At 35.2% G+C, this 15,773-nt stretch carries 14 protein-coding genes and 2 other annotated features; all 14 genes read right to left on the bottom strand.

The window, feature by feature from the left end:
* Positions 1–131 precede the first annotated feature (131 nt).
* Positions 132–1,406 (bottom strand): glycoside hydrolase family 3 protein, encoded by a 1,275-nt coding sequence (locus BJL90_RS11045; protein ID WP_070967858.1) that lies wholly within the window; start codon positions 1,404–1,406, stop codon positions 132–134.
* Complete coding sequence (locus BJL90_RS11040) at positions 1,399–2,691, bottom strand: HD-GYP domain-containing protein (protein ID WP_070967855.1); 1,293 nt, start codon at positions 2,689–2,691, stop codon at positions 1,399–1,401. Before BJL90_RS11040 ends, BJL90_RS11045 begins: the two co-directional genes overlap by 8 nt.
* A 207-nt stretch (positions 2,692–2,898) precedes the next feature.
* Positions 2,899–4,125 (bottom strand): tyrosine--tRNA ligase, encoded by a 1,227-nt coding sequence (tyrS, locus tag BJL90_RS11035; protein WP_070967852.1) that lies wholly within the window; start codon positions 4,123–4,125, stop codon positions 2,899–2,901.
* A 56-nt stretch (positions 4,126–4,181) separates the two neighbouring features.
* Positions 4,182–4,392 (bottom strand) — a binding site (T-box leader).
* 60 nt (positions 4,393–4,452) lie between these two features.
* A complete protein-coding gene (locus tag BJL90_RS11030) occupies positions 4,453–6,903 on the bottom strand; it encodes a U32 family peptidase (protein ID WP_070967850.1) in 2,451 nt (816 codons plus the stop codon).
* 75 nt (positions 6,904–6,978) lie between these two features.
* On the bottom strand, positions 6,979–7,530 hold the full coding sequence (locus tag BJL90_RS11025; protein ID WP_070967847.1) for a cell division protein ZapA: 552 nt from the start codon (positions 7,528–7,530) through the stop codon (positions 6,979–6,981).
* A 109-nt stretch (positions 7,531–7,639) separates the two neighbouring features.
* A complete protein-coding gene (pheT, locus tag BJL90_RS11020) occupies positions 7,640–10,033 on the bottom strand; it encodes a phenylalanine--tRNA ligase subunit beta (protein WP_070967845.1) in 2,394 nt (797 codons plus the stop codon).
* Positions 10,034–10,071: 38 nt separating this feature from the next.
* Positions 10,072–11,091, bottom strand: a complete 1,020-nt coding sequence (pheS, locus tag BJL90_RS11015) for a phenylalanine--tRNA ligase subunit alpha (protein ID WP_070967842.1) — start codon at positions 11,089–11,091, stop codon at positions 10,072–10,074.
* Between the two features lie 71 nt (positions 11,092–11,162).
* Positions 11,163–11,389: a binding site (T-box leader), on the bottom strand.
* Complete coding sequence (locus BJL90_RS21910) at positions 11,379–11,492, bottom strand: YqzL family protein (RefSeq protein ID WP_144414723.1); 114 nt, start codon at positions 11,490–11,492, stop codon at positions 11,379–11,381. (Overlaps the previous feature by 11 nt.)
* A gap of 116 nt (positions 11,493–11,608) precedes the next feature.
* Complete coding sequence (locus BJL90_RS11010) at positions 11,609–12,409, bottom strand: TrmH family RNA methyltransferase (RefSeq protein WP_070967839.1); 801 nt, start codon at positions 12,407–12,409, stop codon at positions 11,609–11,611.
* A gap of 24 nt (positions 12,410–12,433) precedes the next feature.
* Positions 12,434–13,078, bottom strand: coding sequence for a potassium channel family protein (locus tag BJL90_RS11005; RefSeq protein ID WP_070967836.1), 645 nt, complete (start codon positions 13,076–13,078; stop codon positions 12,434–12,436).
* Between the two features lie 12 nt (positions 13,079–13,090).
* Entirely contained in the window at positions 13,091–14,440 is a 1,350-nt protein-coding gene (locus BJL90_RS11000) for a TrkH family potassium uptake protein (RefSeq protein ID WP_070973167.1), read from the bottom strand.
* 92 nt (positions 14,441–14,532) lie between these two features.
* Positions 14,533–14,892, bottom strand: coding sequence for a 50S ribosomal protein L20 (rplT, locus tag BJL90_RS10995; protein WP_070967834.1), 360 nt, complete (start codon positions 14,890–14,892; stop codon positions 14,533–14,535).
* 25 nt (positions 14,893–14,917) lie between these two features.
* Positions 14,918–15,112 carry a 50S ribosomal protein L35 gene (gene rpmI / locus BJL90_RS10990; protein ID WP_070967831.1) on the bottom strand — a complete coding sequence of 65 codons (195 nt, stop codon included), beginning with the start codon at positions 15,110–15,112 and terminating at the stop codon, positions 14,918–14,920.
* A 20-nt stretch (positions 15,113–15,132) separates the two neighbouring features.
* Positions 15,133–15,681: a translation initiation factor IF-3 gene (gene infC, locus BJL90_RS10985; RefSeq protein WP_070967828.1), complete on the bottom strand. Its 549-nt coding sequence runs from the start codon at positions 15,679–15,681 to the stop codon at positions 15,133–15,135.
* Between the last annotated feature and the right edge of the window lie 92 nt (positions 15,682–15,773).

Below are 15,773 nucleotides of genomic sequence, written 5' to 3'. Positions count from 1 at the left end.
ATCACGCTTAACAGTTGTATGCAATAGAAAACAAACTATTTATATCTTCTTAATAAAGCATGTATTCTAAAATTTTAATATACAACTTATAAAATACCATTGAGATGATTTCCCGCAACAATTAGTTTAAATTAACGGTCGTGATATTCCAATATATCTTTAACAATCTGCAAATGCGCATCAGACCCTAAAACTTCCTGAGGGTTCAGCAGATTTTCTTGTTCCATCAAAATACCTCTATCGTATTTAACATTTAAAATCCTTCTTACAGATTCGTTTAATCTCTCCTCCGTTATCCTTCCTTCTTTAACAGCCTTCAACAAGCCTTCATAGGCTTTCTCAAGAGAGGATGGCATTAATAAGATATCTGCCCCTGCTGCAAAGGCTAAAACAGCTGCTTCTTCCGGGGTCCAGTATTTTGTAATAGCCTTCATTTCCAGCGCATCAGTGATAATCAATTTTTCATACTTCAAATGATTTCTTAATAAATCTACTACTTTCCATGAGAAAGTAGCTGGTAAAGAATCTGAAGTGATTGAGGGTACTAGTAAATGTCCCAACATAACGCCATCTACCCCTGCTTCAATTCCTTTCTTAAAAGGAAGAAATTCAACAGCTTTTAATCTTTCTATACCATGAGGAAGCGTAACAGCCTCTTTATGAGTATCTAATGAAGTATCTCCATGTCCCGGGAAATGCTTAACTACAGCACTGATATTTTCATCTTGTATTCCTTTTACCATTTGTGCCACCATCTCTCCTGTTTTATGGGGGTCACTGCCAAAAGAACGTTCTCCAATAACAGGATTTTGAGGATTTGTGTTGACATCTGCCACAGGCGCTAAATTCATATTGAATCCTAAAGAAGTCAGTTCTTTTCCTAACAATCTACCAACTTTATAAGCAAATGCTACATTCTCCGTATCCCCTAACACCTTATTACCCGGAAGTTTTGTTGCAGGCATATTAGGACTGCTATTAAGCCTGCTGACAATTCCTCCTTCTTCATCAACGGATATAAATAAAGGTATTCTGCTTACTTGTTGCATAGCTTCAATCAACCTTTGGGTTTGGTCTATTGTATCTATATTCTCTGAAAAAAATATAACGCCTCCTAAATGATATTTTAAAATTTTATTTTTGGTATTTTCATCCAAAGAGGTAAGACGCTTATTATCAGTATCATATCGAAAAGCCTGCATGAATACTTGTCCTACTTTTTCTTCAAGGGTCATGGTCTTTAGATATGCTTCTATGTAGGAAAGCTTCTCATCAGGCAAAGCATTGTTTTCGTTGGATACCGCTTCAATAGGAGATTCTGCTAAAATTGTGGTGCTTTCTTCACAACCTACTAAATAAAATCCACTCCACAATAAGAAAATCAGGAGAAAAAATTTTTTATTCATAATATTTCCCTCCTGCTCTAGCGACCGCTTCTGAAAAGTCCTTATACGCTATATATGCCTGCTTTTGTGCTGCAGCTCTTATAGTACTCATTTCTTCAAAGTGTATCTTAATGATCTCTACTATTTTTTCATCTAAAGCAAAAGACTTCGCCATATTTTCAAGAACTTCTATCACTCTGTAAGGCAACATTCCCTTTCTATAGGGCCTATCCTCTGTTATCGCAGTAAACACATCTGCCACTGCCATAATTCTAGCACCCTCTCCCAAAGCATCTTCCCCAATGTGAAAAGGGTAGCCGGTACCGTCTAAACGCTCATGATGGTAAGAGGCATAGGTATTAATCTCCTGTAGCCCATTAATCTCTTCTAGTAAATAATAACCATGGTAAGTATGAGACTTAATGGTGTTGTATTCCTCAACCGTTAGTCTACTTGGTTTCTCTAAAATTTCATTGGATATAGCCAGTTTTCCCAAGTCATGTAAATAACCAGCGATTTTTATTTTTTTACACCCTTCCTCAGACCAGTTAAGCTTTTTGGCTAAAGCTTCAGCTATCGCCGCCACACCACTACTATGGATAGAGGTAAATGTACTTCGGAAGTCTATAATCCGAGCAAAGATCTTTGTAATCTGATCTAGTTTTTCTAAATCTAATTGTTGGCCACAATCCCCCCACATTTTTTTAAATTTTCTATCGATAGATGGAGAAATGATATCAAACCAAAAGCTTTCCTTTGCTTTTAACTTATTAAAAATATCGATTAGCTCTGGATGAAACATCGTATTTCTGCTTTTTTCAATAACCTTACTTATCCTATCTACTTGAGCTATAATTTCGTTTTGCTGAAGAATGGACACTGAAATACGGTCTGCTAGATGTATAATGTGACTTTCTATAGGTACTGGCTCTCCCTTATAATATCTTCCGGCACCATTCATCCAATACAAGTGATGATACTTTATTATTTTTCCTACACTTTCAAGCTCCTCAACATCCTTCAACAAAAAATATCCGGTCACCGCATGTTGATAAGCGTTTTCATTTTCAAATTGTAATGCACTGATTCTATCTCCTAAATTTAAGCAGCCAATATCATGTAACAAACTAGCTATTAATAGTTCATTACAGTTTTTATTAGAAAGTTCTAATTCCTTCCCTATATTATAGGCAATATAGGCTACTTGCTTATGATGATTGTTCAAAACTGGACTTATTAAATCAATAGCATTTGATATGGTTAATGTTAAATCTAAAAGAGATACATCTAACTCCGTTTTCAACATATCCTCACCTCTATAAAAAATTTATTAAAGCTGCAAATGTAGTCCTTAGTATATTAAAATTTAAGGGCGCACATCTATACCTATATGTAAAAGTATTATTCTAAATATTTATTATACCATAAAATTTAAGCTTACCCAAAATGCGGATAAGCTTAAATCGTTAAAACAACTTGATATTTTAAGTTTAGGTCCCTCTTTAAGGGGATTTTATACTAGTTTTACTTGATGATATACTTTTTTGCCTTTTTTTATCATCATTTTATCTTCTTTAAAATCCTTTGTGGTAAGGATATGATTAATATCTTCTATTTTATGGTCCTCTACACTGATTCCCCCCTGTTGTACAAGACGTCTTCCTTCAGACTTTGATGCAGCTAAGCCAGTTTCTGCTAATAGCGTTAGAATGTCTACGCCTTCTTCGAATCTAGCCTTGTCCACCTCTGTAGTAGGCATTGCTTCAGCCACAGCTCCACTGCCAAATAAAGACTTAGCTGCCTCTTCAGCTTTTTTAGCCTCTTCTTCTCCATGGACTATTTTGGTCACCTCGTAAGCTAAGACTTCTTTTGCTCTATTAATCTCAGCACCTTCTAATGCACCAAGTCTTCTTACTTCCTCCATAGGCAAAAAGGTTAGTAGCGCTAAAGTTTTTTCTACATCTTTATCATCAATATTTCTTAGGTACTGATAAAATTCATAAGGAGAAGTTTTATCCGCATCTAGCCATATGGTACCAGCTTGTGTTTTTCCCATCTTTTTCCCTTCGCTGGTGGTAAGCAGCTTGAAGGTCATGGCATACACGGAAGCGCCATCTACTCTACGAACCAGTTCGTAGCCTCCTAAAATATTCGACCATTGATCGTTGCCTCCTAGTTGTATTTTACAATTGTGTCTTCGGTATAGCTCTAAAAAGTCGTAGGATTGCATTAACATATAATTAAATTCGAAAAATGTTAAACCATCTTCTAATCTACTTTTATAGCATTCTGCTGCAAGCATCCTATTTACAGAAAAATGTCTTCCTACTTCCCTTAAAAAATCAACATAATTTAATTTTAATAACCAATCTGCATTGTTTTCTATAATGGCTTTGCCATCTTCAAAATCCAAGAACTTAGAAATTTGGTCTTTAAATCTTTCAGCATTCTTAGCAATCGCTTCTTTTGTCAACATCTGTCTCATATCACTTCTACCGGAAGGATCCCCTACCATCGTAGTTCCTCCACCTAATAAAACAATCGGTTTGTGACCAGCTCTTTGCATATGCATCATTACCATAATCTGCAAAAAATGTCCAAGAGTTAAACTGTCAGCAGTTGCATCAAAGCCTATATAAAAGGTCATAGATTCCTTACCTAATAATTCTCTTAATTCCTCCTGGTGGGTTACTTGTTCTATATACCCTCTTCCTTCTAATACATCAAAGATATTTTGCATTTTTTTCCCTCCTAGTTTTTATGTGCAAAAGAAAAAGGACCTTATTTCATCCTTATGCTAAGGACGAGTAAGACCCGTGGTACCACCTTAATTTGCATCTATGCTATAGATGCCTCTTTGTCAATATATCGGCTGACCTCCGCAATGATTTCCCATTGAAACTCCCAAGTGTAATTCACGACTTTATGTACTATAGACTTTTCACCCTCCAGTCTACTCTCTACATTGTAACCATAAAGCGTTACTCTTCTCTTTCATCGTTTATAACTATTATTTTTCAACTATAATATTATATTCCTGCACTTCTGTCAAGGCATCTGCAAAAAATTATTCAACACCACGATAATAATGTCCTCTAGTAAAACTATTTTTATTTGTTTCATCTGCCATGATTTTTTCATGATTCATAAAACTTTGCAGGTTTCGTCGAAATTCTTTTATGATGCTAATCATTTCTTCGGGACTTTCATTGGTAAACTCTAATCTTAAGGATGTCATTCCCAACGCTATAAAACTTCTTAATTTATCTATCATGTATAGAGGGTGATTGTTGATAATAATACTTCTCCCCCACTCATCCTTCGTGAAAGGAAAAACCGCCTGTTTATCGTCCTTCAGTCCCCAATGATAATCGAAGGGTTTCTTTCTACAAGTACTACACATATCTTGACATTGATGGTCGCCGGCAAGAGGACAAGTTTTTGTGGTCATAATAACTAGTTTTCCATAAATCAATGCCTCTACTTCTAGTTTTTGGTTTACCTTCAACGCCTTAATACTTTTTAAATCTAGTTCACTGGAAAGGGTTACCCCTTGAAGACCTCTTTCCTGTAAAAAAGCTATTGTGCTGCTATTCATAATATTTAGTGTAGTATCTGCAATAATAGGGAGTTGCAACGTGTTTTTTGCAAAATCTATCATACCTAATTCCCCGGCTAAAATACCATTGAAATTATATTTTTTTAACTTTGTCTGCAGGACTTTATTCTCCTCATCTTTAATGATGGAAGGGCTTCTGAAAAAAATCTCCACATTTTTAGCATAACATACTTTTATAGCTTCTTGTAAATCCTGCAGGTTACCATAGTACACTCTGTCAACCTTTTCTTGTAATACATATTGTAATTGCTCTAAAGTATCCACTTTTACTGCCAATTTAGGCAAAGTAGCTTTTTCTACAGTTTCCGCTAATGTTAGGCTTGGAACCAAAGAATAATTGATTGGCTGCTGAGGTCTTTTATACTTATTTTTTCTAATATTCATTAAATCTTCTATACTATCTCTTCTAAGTTTATTAATCGTAGAAATAGATATCGCTGTATTTTCTTCCACCTCCACTTTTATTTCCTGTAGTTGAAAAGGTGTATTCCCCAATTTACTTAAACTTTCTATAATTTTTTCCTTTGTTAACACCACTTTTTCAGCAACTTCAACAATTTCTTTACTTTCTTTATATACAGTATTTCCCTCATCATCCCATATGTACAGCTTTAGAGGTTTAGCTAGTTGTACCTTTAGCTCTCCCCACAGACTAACCTTTTTATTTTCTACAGTAGAACCATAGGTTTTTTCTAGATCTTTTGATAACTGTAGATCCAGCGTCTTATAAACCATATCCCCTTTTTTAATGCTTCCCTCTATCTGTATTTCTACTACTTCTCCTGCCTTTGCCTTATGTACCAACTTATTCTGCAAGTACATTTTATTGACAATGCCTCCAATGCTATTTCTTTTATAGATTTCAATACCATCCCCTTGCTGAAGGTCTTCTATAAGCTTCATCTTTAGTCTTTTTTTCCCCTCATCATAAAAATCTACTTTACCTAAAGGTAATCCACGATTATTAGGCTTTTGGATATTTAAGATTTCCTTTGATGCGCTGCCCAAGATATAACCCTTAGTAAATTTTCGGTTAAACATTTGTGTTATTTCCTTCAAGGTGGAGGTATCATTGAATCCTTTTCTGTTCTCTAAGTAATCATCTATTGCTTTGCGATAGGCTCTTACAATTGAAGCTACATATTGAGGTTTTTTCATTCTTCCTTCTATCTTAAAGGAAGTAGCTCCACTTTCTATAATCTCTCCAATACTTTCTAAGGTATTCAAATCTCGGGTACTTAGATAAAAGGAAGAAGTTTTTTTACCTCTCGTTTCTTCCCTATATAAAGATACCACTTCATACTGTTTTCTACAGGGTTGTGCACATCTGCCACGATTTCCACTTCGGCCTCCTATAATACTGCTCATCAAGCATTGTCCTGAATAAGCATAGCAAAGGGCCCCATGAACAAATACTTCTAATTCCATGTCTGTATTTTCATGAATCGTTTTTATAGCCTCCAAACTTAGTTCTCTAGCAACAACCACCCGTCGAATTCCCATTTCTTTTAATAATTGAATCCCTACACTATTATGGAGAGTCATTTGGGTACTACAGTGGATTTCAAGGTCTGAAAATAAACTTCTAATCATTCTGACTACCCCCAAATCCTGTACAATGACAGCATCTACACCCATACAGTACAGTTCAGAAACATAGGCCATCAGGGCTGAAATTTCAGCATCTTTTATTAAGGTATTTATTGTAACATAAATCTTCACGCCTCTTATATGGGCATAGTCTATGGCTTTTTCCATCGTTTCTTTATCGAAGTTAAAGGCATAGGCCCTAGCACTGAAGGCATGTCCCCCTAAATAAACTGCATCAGCTCCATTTTGAATAGCTGCCATCAAAGCTTCATAGGAACCTGCCGGTGCCAATAATTCTACCTTTTTCATGGATTTTAACAACCTTTCTTATATATATAAATAAAAAGTAGCAATATTATTATATCACTACTTTTTAAAAAATTTTCACTCACTTTTATTTATTTCTTTATCATTTTGCTGCTCTTCCAACTGCTTTTCAAGTTGAACCAGTGCTATTCGATTTTCAAAAAGTTTATTTTGCAAATCATTGATAATATTTTCTGCATTGATTAAGTCCTGGTCCTTACTCTGCAGCTTTTCTTTTAACTGGATATTTTCCTCTTGGACTTCTTGTTTATAAGTCATCAATTCTTCAACCTGTTTTTGTAAAAGCTGAAGACTTTCTCTTTTCTCTTCTAGCTCTTTTAATACAATATTGTATTGCTCTCTTATGTTCTCTAGTTTATTTAGGGGGTCTACTTGCTCTTTGGTCACTGTCTCAAGCTGTTTTTGTAACTTAAAAAACTGATCTGCTATATTAATACAGGTCAATACTGCAATCATAGAAATACTAAGCTTACTGTTATTTTTGGCAACTGCATCCATTTGTTCATCGACATAATTTCCTATTTTTAGTAAATACTCCTTAGATTCTATTCCTATAATAGGATAGTCTTGGCCATTTATTCTTACTATTACTTTATTTTTAGTTTCCATAGTAGATCAACCCCTTACCTGACTTATAGGATTTCTTTTGTTCATATATGATTTCTTTATAAATGGTCAATCTCCTGCTAAAAAAGTTATTCTAAAAAAAATTTTTCTTTTATTCTCGTAAAAGACCTCCTAAAACTTCCTTAATCCTTTGCAGAATTTTTTCTTGCACCTTATTTACTTCTTCTTCCTTCAGTGTACGATCCTTATGTCTATAGGTTAGTGTATAAGCCACACTCTTATAACCTTCGTTAATTTGGTTCCCTCTATATACATCAAACAAGCTATAACTTTCTAGCATTTCTCCACCTTCTGCTACAATAATATTTTCTATTTCCTTTACTAGGGTAGTTTCCTTCACTACTACTGCAAAATCTCTAGAAATAGATGGATATTTAGGCAGGGGCTGATATACCGCATCTAAACTTGTTAATTTTAATAATAAATCAAAGTCTAATTCTGCGCAATAGCACTTTTTATGAATACCATAGTTTTCCATCACCTCAGGGTGAATTTCCCCTAATGTTCCTATCGTATGATGCCCATAGATAATATTTCCGCATCTTCCAGGGTGAAAAGTAGGATGATGTTTTTCTACTACATACTCATAATCTTTTATACCTAATCTTTCCAGCAAGCTATCTAATACCCCTTTTAAGGTAAAGAAATCCTCTTCACCATATACACCGAGAACTAAGTTCATCACTTCATAAGGTAGAGGGTCAGACTTATCTACTTTAGGAAGAAAAATTCTTCCTAATTCAAAGGCTCTAAAGTTTTCTACCTTTCTGTTAAAGTTTCTTGCCATTACTTCCAGCAAATTAGGTAACTGCGTTGTCCTCATCACACTGGTTTCATCACCAAGAGGATTTAAAAGTTTAATGAAATTTCTTTTAATACTGCCTTCCCCTACTCTAATTTTATCAACACCTTTAGGGCTAACAAAAGAATAAGTAAGTATCTCATGTAATCCCATAGCATTTAAAGCTTCTTTTGTAATATCCTCGATAATTTGTCCTTGGTTTTTCCCGCCAACAACAATGTTCCCCCTCGCCATTGTAGCAGTGATCCGATCATAGCCGTAAATTCTACCTATTTCCTCAACAAAATCTGCTTCCTGTCCTAAGTCAATACGATAGGTAGGAACAGTTACTTCTAAAACATCTCCCTGATCCTTTACCTCTATTTCTAGCTTCTTTAAAATTTCAATCATCTCTTCATTGGTTAAAGCTGTACCTAATAATGAATTGATTCGATGTGGCCGGATGTTTTGTGGTTGAGCTTCACGTTTCTGAGGGTAAACATCTACAGCTCCCTTTAGTACCTTCCCTGCTCCTAACTCTTCTATCAATTGACAAGCTCTATCTGCTGCTATTCTGGCAATATTAGGGTCCAATCCTTTCTCAAATCTTGATGAGGCTTCTGTTCTCAATCCCAATTGTTTTGAAGTTAATCGAACCCCTTCTGGATGAAAATAAGCTGATTCTAGCAAAATATTTTTTGTTTTAGAGGTAACTTCAGATTCTTCTCCACCCATTACCCCGGCTATAGCTAAAGGCTTATTTATATCATAAATCATCGTCATGTAATCCTTTATTTTTCTTTCTACGCCATCTAAGGTTTTAAAGACTTGCCCTCGTTCACCTTTTTTCACAATAATTGTACGACCTTCAACGTGACCCAGGTCAAAGGCATGTAGCGGTTGCCCATACTCTAACATCACGTAGTTTGTTATATCTACAATATTATTAATCGGCCTAACCCCTGCTTTTGCTAGTCTTTGTTGCATCCATTGGGGTGAAGGTTGAATGGTAACATCTTCGATTACTCTAGCAACATACCTTTTGCAACCTTCAGTATCTTCTATAACTACTCTTGCCTTATCACAACTGTTTTTTTCCGCTTCCTTTACTTTAATATCAGGATATTTTAATGTTGATCCTATCGTAGCCGCAACTTCTCTCGCTATTCCAATCATGCTCAAACAGTCTGGTCGATTGGAGGTAATTTCAAATTCTATCACTTCATCTTGAAGGTCGATTGCTTCTAACAAGTTTTTACCCAAAGGATAAGCTTCTTTCAATATCCAAATACCATCCTTTTGATCCTCTGGTATGACGGATTTAGGTATAGCAAGTTCTTCTTGAGAGCAGAGCATCCCCTGTGAAACTTCACCTCTAAGTTTTCCTTTTTTTATTTTTACTCCCCCAGGCAACTTTGCTCCATCTACAGCAACAGGTATATAGTCTCCTACAGCAATATTTGTGGCTCCTGTAACAATTTGCAATCGTTCTTCTCCGATATTTACTGTAACAATCACTAATTTATCTGCATTGGGATGGCACTTAATTTCCTCAATTTTTCCAATGACAACCCCCTCAATATCAAGACCAGTTTTTTCTACTGTTTCAACTTTAGATCCTGACATTGTCATTTTATCGCATAATTCTTTTGTCTCCATATCTATAGCAACATAATTTTTTAACCATTTTACAGGTACTAACATCTATGAAATCCTCCTCTACGTTTTTACTAAAGCTATCCTTAAAACTGGTTTAAAAAGCGCATATCATTTTCAAAAAATAATCGAATATCATCTACTCCGTATTTTAACATGGCCAAACGATCTATTCCCATCCCAAAGGCAAAACCACTATATACCTCAGGATCAATACCACAATTTCTAAGTACATTTGGATGTACCATTCCTGCACCCAACAACTCAATCCAACCACTGCCTTTACAAAAGCTACAACCATCTCCACCACATTTAAAACAAGAGGCGTCGATTTCTGCACTAGGTTCAGTGAAGGGGAAGTAATGAGGTCTAAACTTAATTTCTGTATTGCTACCTAAAAATTCTTTAGCAAAAACCTCCAGTGTACCCTTTAAATCTCCTAATGTAATGCCTTTGTCCACTACCAAGCCCTCTAGTTGATGAAACATTGGAGAATGGGTGGCATCTGGAGTATCATTTCTAAAACATCTCCCTGGAGAAATGATGCGAATAGGCGGTTTTGTTCTCTCCATCACCCTCACTTGCACAGGGGATGTTTGCGTTCTTAAAATAACATCTTTATTAAAATAGAAGGTATCCGTCATGTCTCTAGAAGGGTGATTGGCTGGAGCATTTAAAGCATCAAAATTATAATAAACCGTCTCTACTTCAGGTCCTTCAGCAATCTTAAAGCCCATGCCTATAAAAATATTTTTTAATTCATCAAGCCCCTTTGTTAATGGATGTTTTTTTCCTAATGTTATTTGCTTACCCGGCATAGTAATATCAATTGCTTCAGCTTCTAACTGTTGCTGTAGTGCTTTATTTTTCATGGTTTTTTTTGATACTTCTAAAAGGGTCTCTATGGCTTCCCTTACTTCATTAGCTATTTTACCTACTACAGGCCTTTCTTCTGGAGATAAGCTTCCCATTCCTCTTAGCACTTCTGTTAATGCACCTTTTTTTCCTAAGTATTTGACTCTAGCTTTTTCTATAGCCTCCATAGAATCAGCCAGCGTAATCTCTTTTTTAGCATCTTCTTGAAGCGCTTTTAATTTATTTTCCATAAAAAAACTCCCTTCTCGTCTACATAAAATAACAGTTTTTTCCTTTTATACAACAAAAAACCCTCATCCCAGAAAGGGACGAAGGTTTAATCCGCGGTACCACCCTAATAGCACAATCTTACTATGCCTCTCTAAGACAATAACGGTGTCTTTCCGATAAAGCCTACTAGAATGTAATTTTCAGCTCTACAGCTCCAGAGTGAACTTCTGCTATACTTATTTGAAGTGCTTTCAGCCTGCTGGCAACTTCTCTCTGTAAAACAGTCTATAGCATACTTTTCTCCTTCTTAGCTATTACCATTATATATGTTTTGATTTATCATTAATTTCTTGTACATCATATAGGCCGTTATGGAGCCAGTTAGTTCAAAAATTCTCCAAAATGTGTTTGCAATTTTCATCGAACCACACTCCTTCCCCTTAGCCAATCATCGTAGGTCTATTATAGCACAGGTCAGCAATGGAAAACAAGGGAAAGCAACGAAATAACTGTAAATTTTTTGAAATTTCTAAAGATTTATAGCTTGTGCTCTACTGCTTTGTAGATCAGGATTGCAGCAGCAGTAGAAGCATTTAAAGATTCTATTTTTCCTAATATAGGTATTTTTATAGATAAATCTACATAAGGCAGCAAGTTTTGATCTATCCCATTTGCTTCATTACCTATAATAATAGCAATTTTGCCAGTATAATCTACCTTCGTATATTCGTAACCGGTATTTAAATCACTAGCTATCAGCTTGACATCATTTCTTTTAAGCATTTCAATCCATACTTCATTTTCCTTTACCTCAATAATTGGTATATGAAACAAAGCTCCCATTGTAGCTCTTATCACCTTGCCGCTATAGGGATCCACACAACCTTTTGTTAAAATAATTGCATCTGCACCAGCAGCTTCTGCTGTCCTTATAATTGTACCCATATTACCTGGGTCTTGGATTCTATCTAATACAATAAAGAAAGTATCTTCTTTCATATTTAATATCTCCAGGCTATGGCCTTGTATATTTACCACTGCCATAATGCCTTGAGGCGTTTCAGTATCAGATAAGCTATCAAATAGACTTTTAGCTACCTCATAACTTTTGTAGTTTTCAACAGCTTGTTTTAATACTCTACTTCCCCCTTGAAGATTTTCTACTTCCTCTGTATAGAGGATGTAGTCGACAGGCACACCATGCAAAAAACATTCTTCTATAATGCGAATACCTTCTATCACAAACTGTCCATGGATTTTTCTGTTTTTTTTATTTTGTAGTGCTTTGATATGTTTAATAAACTTATTTTGTTGGCTGCTTATTACTTGTTTTTCCATTATTTTCACCTAAATTCAGAGGTATTATTTCTGCAATTTTTTTAAATCATTGTTATGGCCTATCACTACCAAAACGTCTCCTCTATGAACAACATCATTAGCAGTTGGTGATACATTAATATGGCTGCCATGTTTTACTGCCATAATGTTGATACCAAACTTAGAACGAATATTTAATTCCAGCAACGTCTTTCCATCCCACTCATCTAGTGCAGTAATCTCCATAATACTGTATTCTGGTGCTAATTCTATATAATCTAATATATTGGTAGAGACAAGATTATGGGCAACCCGCATTCCCATATCTCTTTCAGGAAAAACAACCCTATCCGCACCAATTTTATATAATACCTTGGCATGGATTTCACTCTGAGCTTTTGCCACCACATATTTCACGCCAAGATCCTTTACAATCAAAGTAGCCATGATAGAAGACTGAATATCAGAGCCTATTGTGATTACGGCGACATCAAAATTTCTTAAGCCTAAAGATCGCAAAGCATTTTCATCTGTAGCATCCGCTTGAACCGCATGGGTTACCTTATCAGAAATATTTTGCATGGTTTCTTCATTTTCATCTATTGCTAATACATCATGTCCCAGTTTATAAAGATTTTCTGCAACACTTCTACCAAATCGTCCACAGCCAATGATCACATACTGCTTCATGTTTTCACCTTCCTACCCTACTATTATTTTTCCTTCAGGATATTTTATTATCCCCTTATTTTTTCTCTGTTGTCTTGCTAATGCATAGGCAATGGTCAATGGACCCACCCTGCCAGCAAACATCATAAATATAATGACCATTCTTCCTAAAGTGGTTAACTCTGACGTAATACCTAATGACAATCCTACAGTACCAAAGGCAGAAGTTGCCTCAAATAATACATCTAAAAATGAAGCACCGGTTTCTGTTATGGTTAGAACCATCGTAATGATAATAATCAAAGTGATTCCTATGACCGCCACCGTAATAGCTCTGTTTACAATATCCCTAGGGATTCTCCTGTGGAATAGCTCTGTATCTTCTTTACCTCTTATTACAGAAATAACCGTAAACAGAATAACACCTAATGTAGCAGTTTTAATTCCCCCGGCTGTAGAGGCAGGAGAACCCCCGATATACATCAATGCAATTGTAAGTAACTTAGATGCATTGGTCATTGCGTCTAATGCTATGGTGTTAAATCCTGCTGTTCTTGTGGTCATAGATTGAAAGAAACCTCCTAGGAGCTTACCACCAACACTTAATTCTCCTAATGTCTCTGGATTATTCCATTCTAAAACTAAGAATCCTCCAAATCCGATCAATAATAATAAGATTGTGATAAATAAAACCATCTTTGTATGCAATGAAAGACGTTTTAAATTTTTATTGTTCATCAAGTCTACCATAACAGAAAAGCCTATACCACCTACAATAACTAAAAAGCCAATGGTAAGATTTACAATAGGGTCAGCAACATAGGGAGTAAGACCTTTCCCTTCTCCAATAAGATCAAAACCAGCATTACAAAAAGCAGAAATCGCATGAAAGATAGAATAGGCTATTCCTTTCACCCACCCATATTCTGGTACAAACCTAAAGGAGAGAAAAAAAGCTCCCAAGCCTTCTATCATAAAAGTGCCTATAATAATGTATTTTGTAAACCTTACAATCCCTTCTAGTGAATATTGATTTAGCGCCTCCTGCATAATCAATCTTTCTTTTAAGGAAATCTTTTTGCCTAATAAAATGGCAAACATGGTGGCCATCGTCATAAAACCTAGTCCACCCACCTGAATCAGTATCACAATTACAGTCTTTCCAAAAACAGTCCAATAGGTTCCTGTATCTACTACAATTAGTCCTGTAACACATACAGCTGATGTCGCAGTAAAAAGAGCATTAATAAATCCCACACTACTTCCATCTTGAGAAGCAATAGGTAGATTTAGTAATATAGCCCCAATCAAGATTACTACCGCAAAACCCATTACTAAAATTTGTGTTGGTTCAAAATGTAATTGACCTAACTTTTCCTTCATCATGTAACACCGCCTAAATTCATCTTCTTAGACATATTTTTTGCTGGTTCAAAAAAATAATTTAAAGAGCCCTCATATAAGGACTCTACTAATTATGCGTTTAACTTTTCTTTTGCTACATTTACTAATTGAGCAAAACCTTCTTTATCATAAATAGCCATTTCAGCTAATACTTTTCTATTCATTTCAATACCTGCGATTTTTAATCCGTTCATAAATCTTGAATAGGATAATCCATTTGCTCTAGTAGCAGCATTGATTCTTGTAATCCATAACTTTCTAAAGTCTCTTTTTCTTAATTTTCTACCAACATAAGCATGCTTTAAAGCCTTCATTACAAACTGGTTTGCAGGTTTAAATAATTTGCTTCTAGCACCTCTAAAACCTTTCGCCAGTTTAAGTATTTTTTTATGTTTTTTCTTAGCGTTAACCGCTTTTTTTACTCTAGCCATTGTTTACAACCTCCTTTAACGATATCTATTTTGCTATAATTTGTGCTAATTTTTTGGCTTCACCTTTAAATACTAATGCAGCTTTACGTAGATTTCTCTTTCTCTTCGCTGTCTTTTTCGTTAAGATGTGGCTTTTGAAAGCCTTCATTCTTTTGATTTTACCTGTTTTTGTCTTCTTAAATCTTTTTGAAGCTCCTCTATGGCTTTTCATTTTTGGCATTATTATTTCCTCCTTCTAATCTATGAATTCTTGGGAGTCAAAACCATAATCATTTGTTTCCCTTCTAGTTTTGCTTCTTTTTCAACTTGACTGATTTCTGCTAATAAATCCCTAAAATCATCAATAACTTTTCTACCTATACTTACATTACTAAGCTCTCTACCTCTGAAACGCAAAGTTACTTTCACTTTATCTCCATTTTTCAAGAACTTTATTGCTTGTGTTGCTTTCACTTGCAAATCATGTTTTTCAATGTTAGGGCTAAGTCTTACTTCCTTAATGGTGATTACCTTTTGATTTTTTTTAGCTTCTTTTTCCTTTTTAGCTAGCTCATACTTGTACTTACCATAGTCCATAATTTTGCACACAGGGGGTTTTGCCTGGGGTGCAATTTTTACTAAATCTAGGTTTTTACTGTTAGCTAATTTTTGTGCTTCCTTAGCCGATATGATCCCCAGCTGATCTCCATTGGAATCAATTAATCTAATTTCCTTATCCCTAATTTCTTCATTAATTTGAAGCTCGTTAATATCTCTAATAATTTGACACCTCCCAATAAAAGTTTCCAATAAAAAAACGAATAGTCTTTACTATCCGCTTCCAATTAATAACATAACAATCATCGCTAATCTATTTCAATCAACATAATCAGTTATGAACC

Source organism: Clostridium formicaceticum, assembly GCF_001854185.1.
GTDB classification, from domain to species: Bacteria; Bacillota; Clostridia; order Peptostreptococcales; family Natronincolaceae; genus Andreesenella; species Andreesenella formicacetica.
Note: the sequence above shows the minus strand (reverse complement) of the source record. Positions and strands in the feature narration are given on the sequence as shown.

Bases quoted from the DNA above. Each gene is read 5' to 3' on its own strand.
- BJL90_RS11005 (WP_070967836.1), bottom strand. From the start codon at position 13,078: ATGAAGCAGTATGTGATCATTGGCTGTGGACGATTTGGTAGAAGTGTT.
- BJL90_RS11010 (WP_070967839.1), bottom strand. From the start codon at position 12,409: ATGGAAAAACAAGTAATAAGCAGCCAACAAAATAAGTTTATTAAACAT.
- rplT (WP_070967834.1), bottom strand. From the start codon at position 14,892: ATGGCTAGAGTAAAAAAAGCGGTTAACGCTAAGAAAAAACATAAAAAA.
- pheS (WP_070967842.1), bottom strand. From the start codon at position 11,091: ATGGAAAATAAATTAAAAGCGCTTCAAGAAGATGCTAAAAAAGAGATT.
- rpmI (WP_070967831.1), bottom strand. From the start codon at position 15,112: ATGCCAAAAATGAAAAGCCATAGAGGAGCTTCAAAAAGATTTAAGAAG.
- BJL90_RS11045 (WP_070967858.1), bottom strand. From the start codon at position 1,406: ATGAATAAAAAATTTTTTCTCCTGATTTTCTTATTGTGGAGTGGATTT.
- BJL90_RS11030 (WP_070967850.1), bottom strand. From the start codon at position 6,903: ATGAAAAAGGTAGAATTATTGGCACCGGCAGGTTCCTATGAAGCTTTG.
- pheT (WP_070967845.1), bottom strand. From the start codon at position 10,033: ATGTTAGTACCTGTAAAATGGTTAAAAAATTATGTTGCTATAGATATG.
- BJL90_RS11040 (WP_070967855.1), bottom strand. From the start codon at position 2,691: ATGTTGAAAACGGAGTTAGATGTATCTCTTTTAGATTTAACATTAACC.
- BJL90_RS11025 (WP_070967847.1), bottom strand. From the start codon at position 7,530: ATGGAAACTAAAAATAAAGTAATAGTAAGAATAAATGGCCAAGACTAT.
- BJL90_RS11000 (WP_070973167.1), bottom strand. From the start codon at position 14,440: ATGAAGGAAAAGTTAGGTCAATTACATTTTGAACCAACACAAATTTTA.
- BJL90_RS21910 (WP_144414723.1), bottom strand. From the start codon at position 11,492: ATGAAAATTGCAAACACATTTTGGAGAATTTTTGAACTAACTGGCTCC.
- tyrS (WP_070967852.1), bottom strand. From the start codon at position 4,125: ATGCAAAATATCTTTGATGTATTAGAAGGAAGAGGGTATATAGAACAA.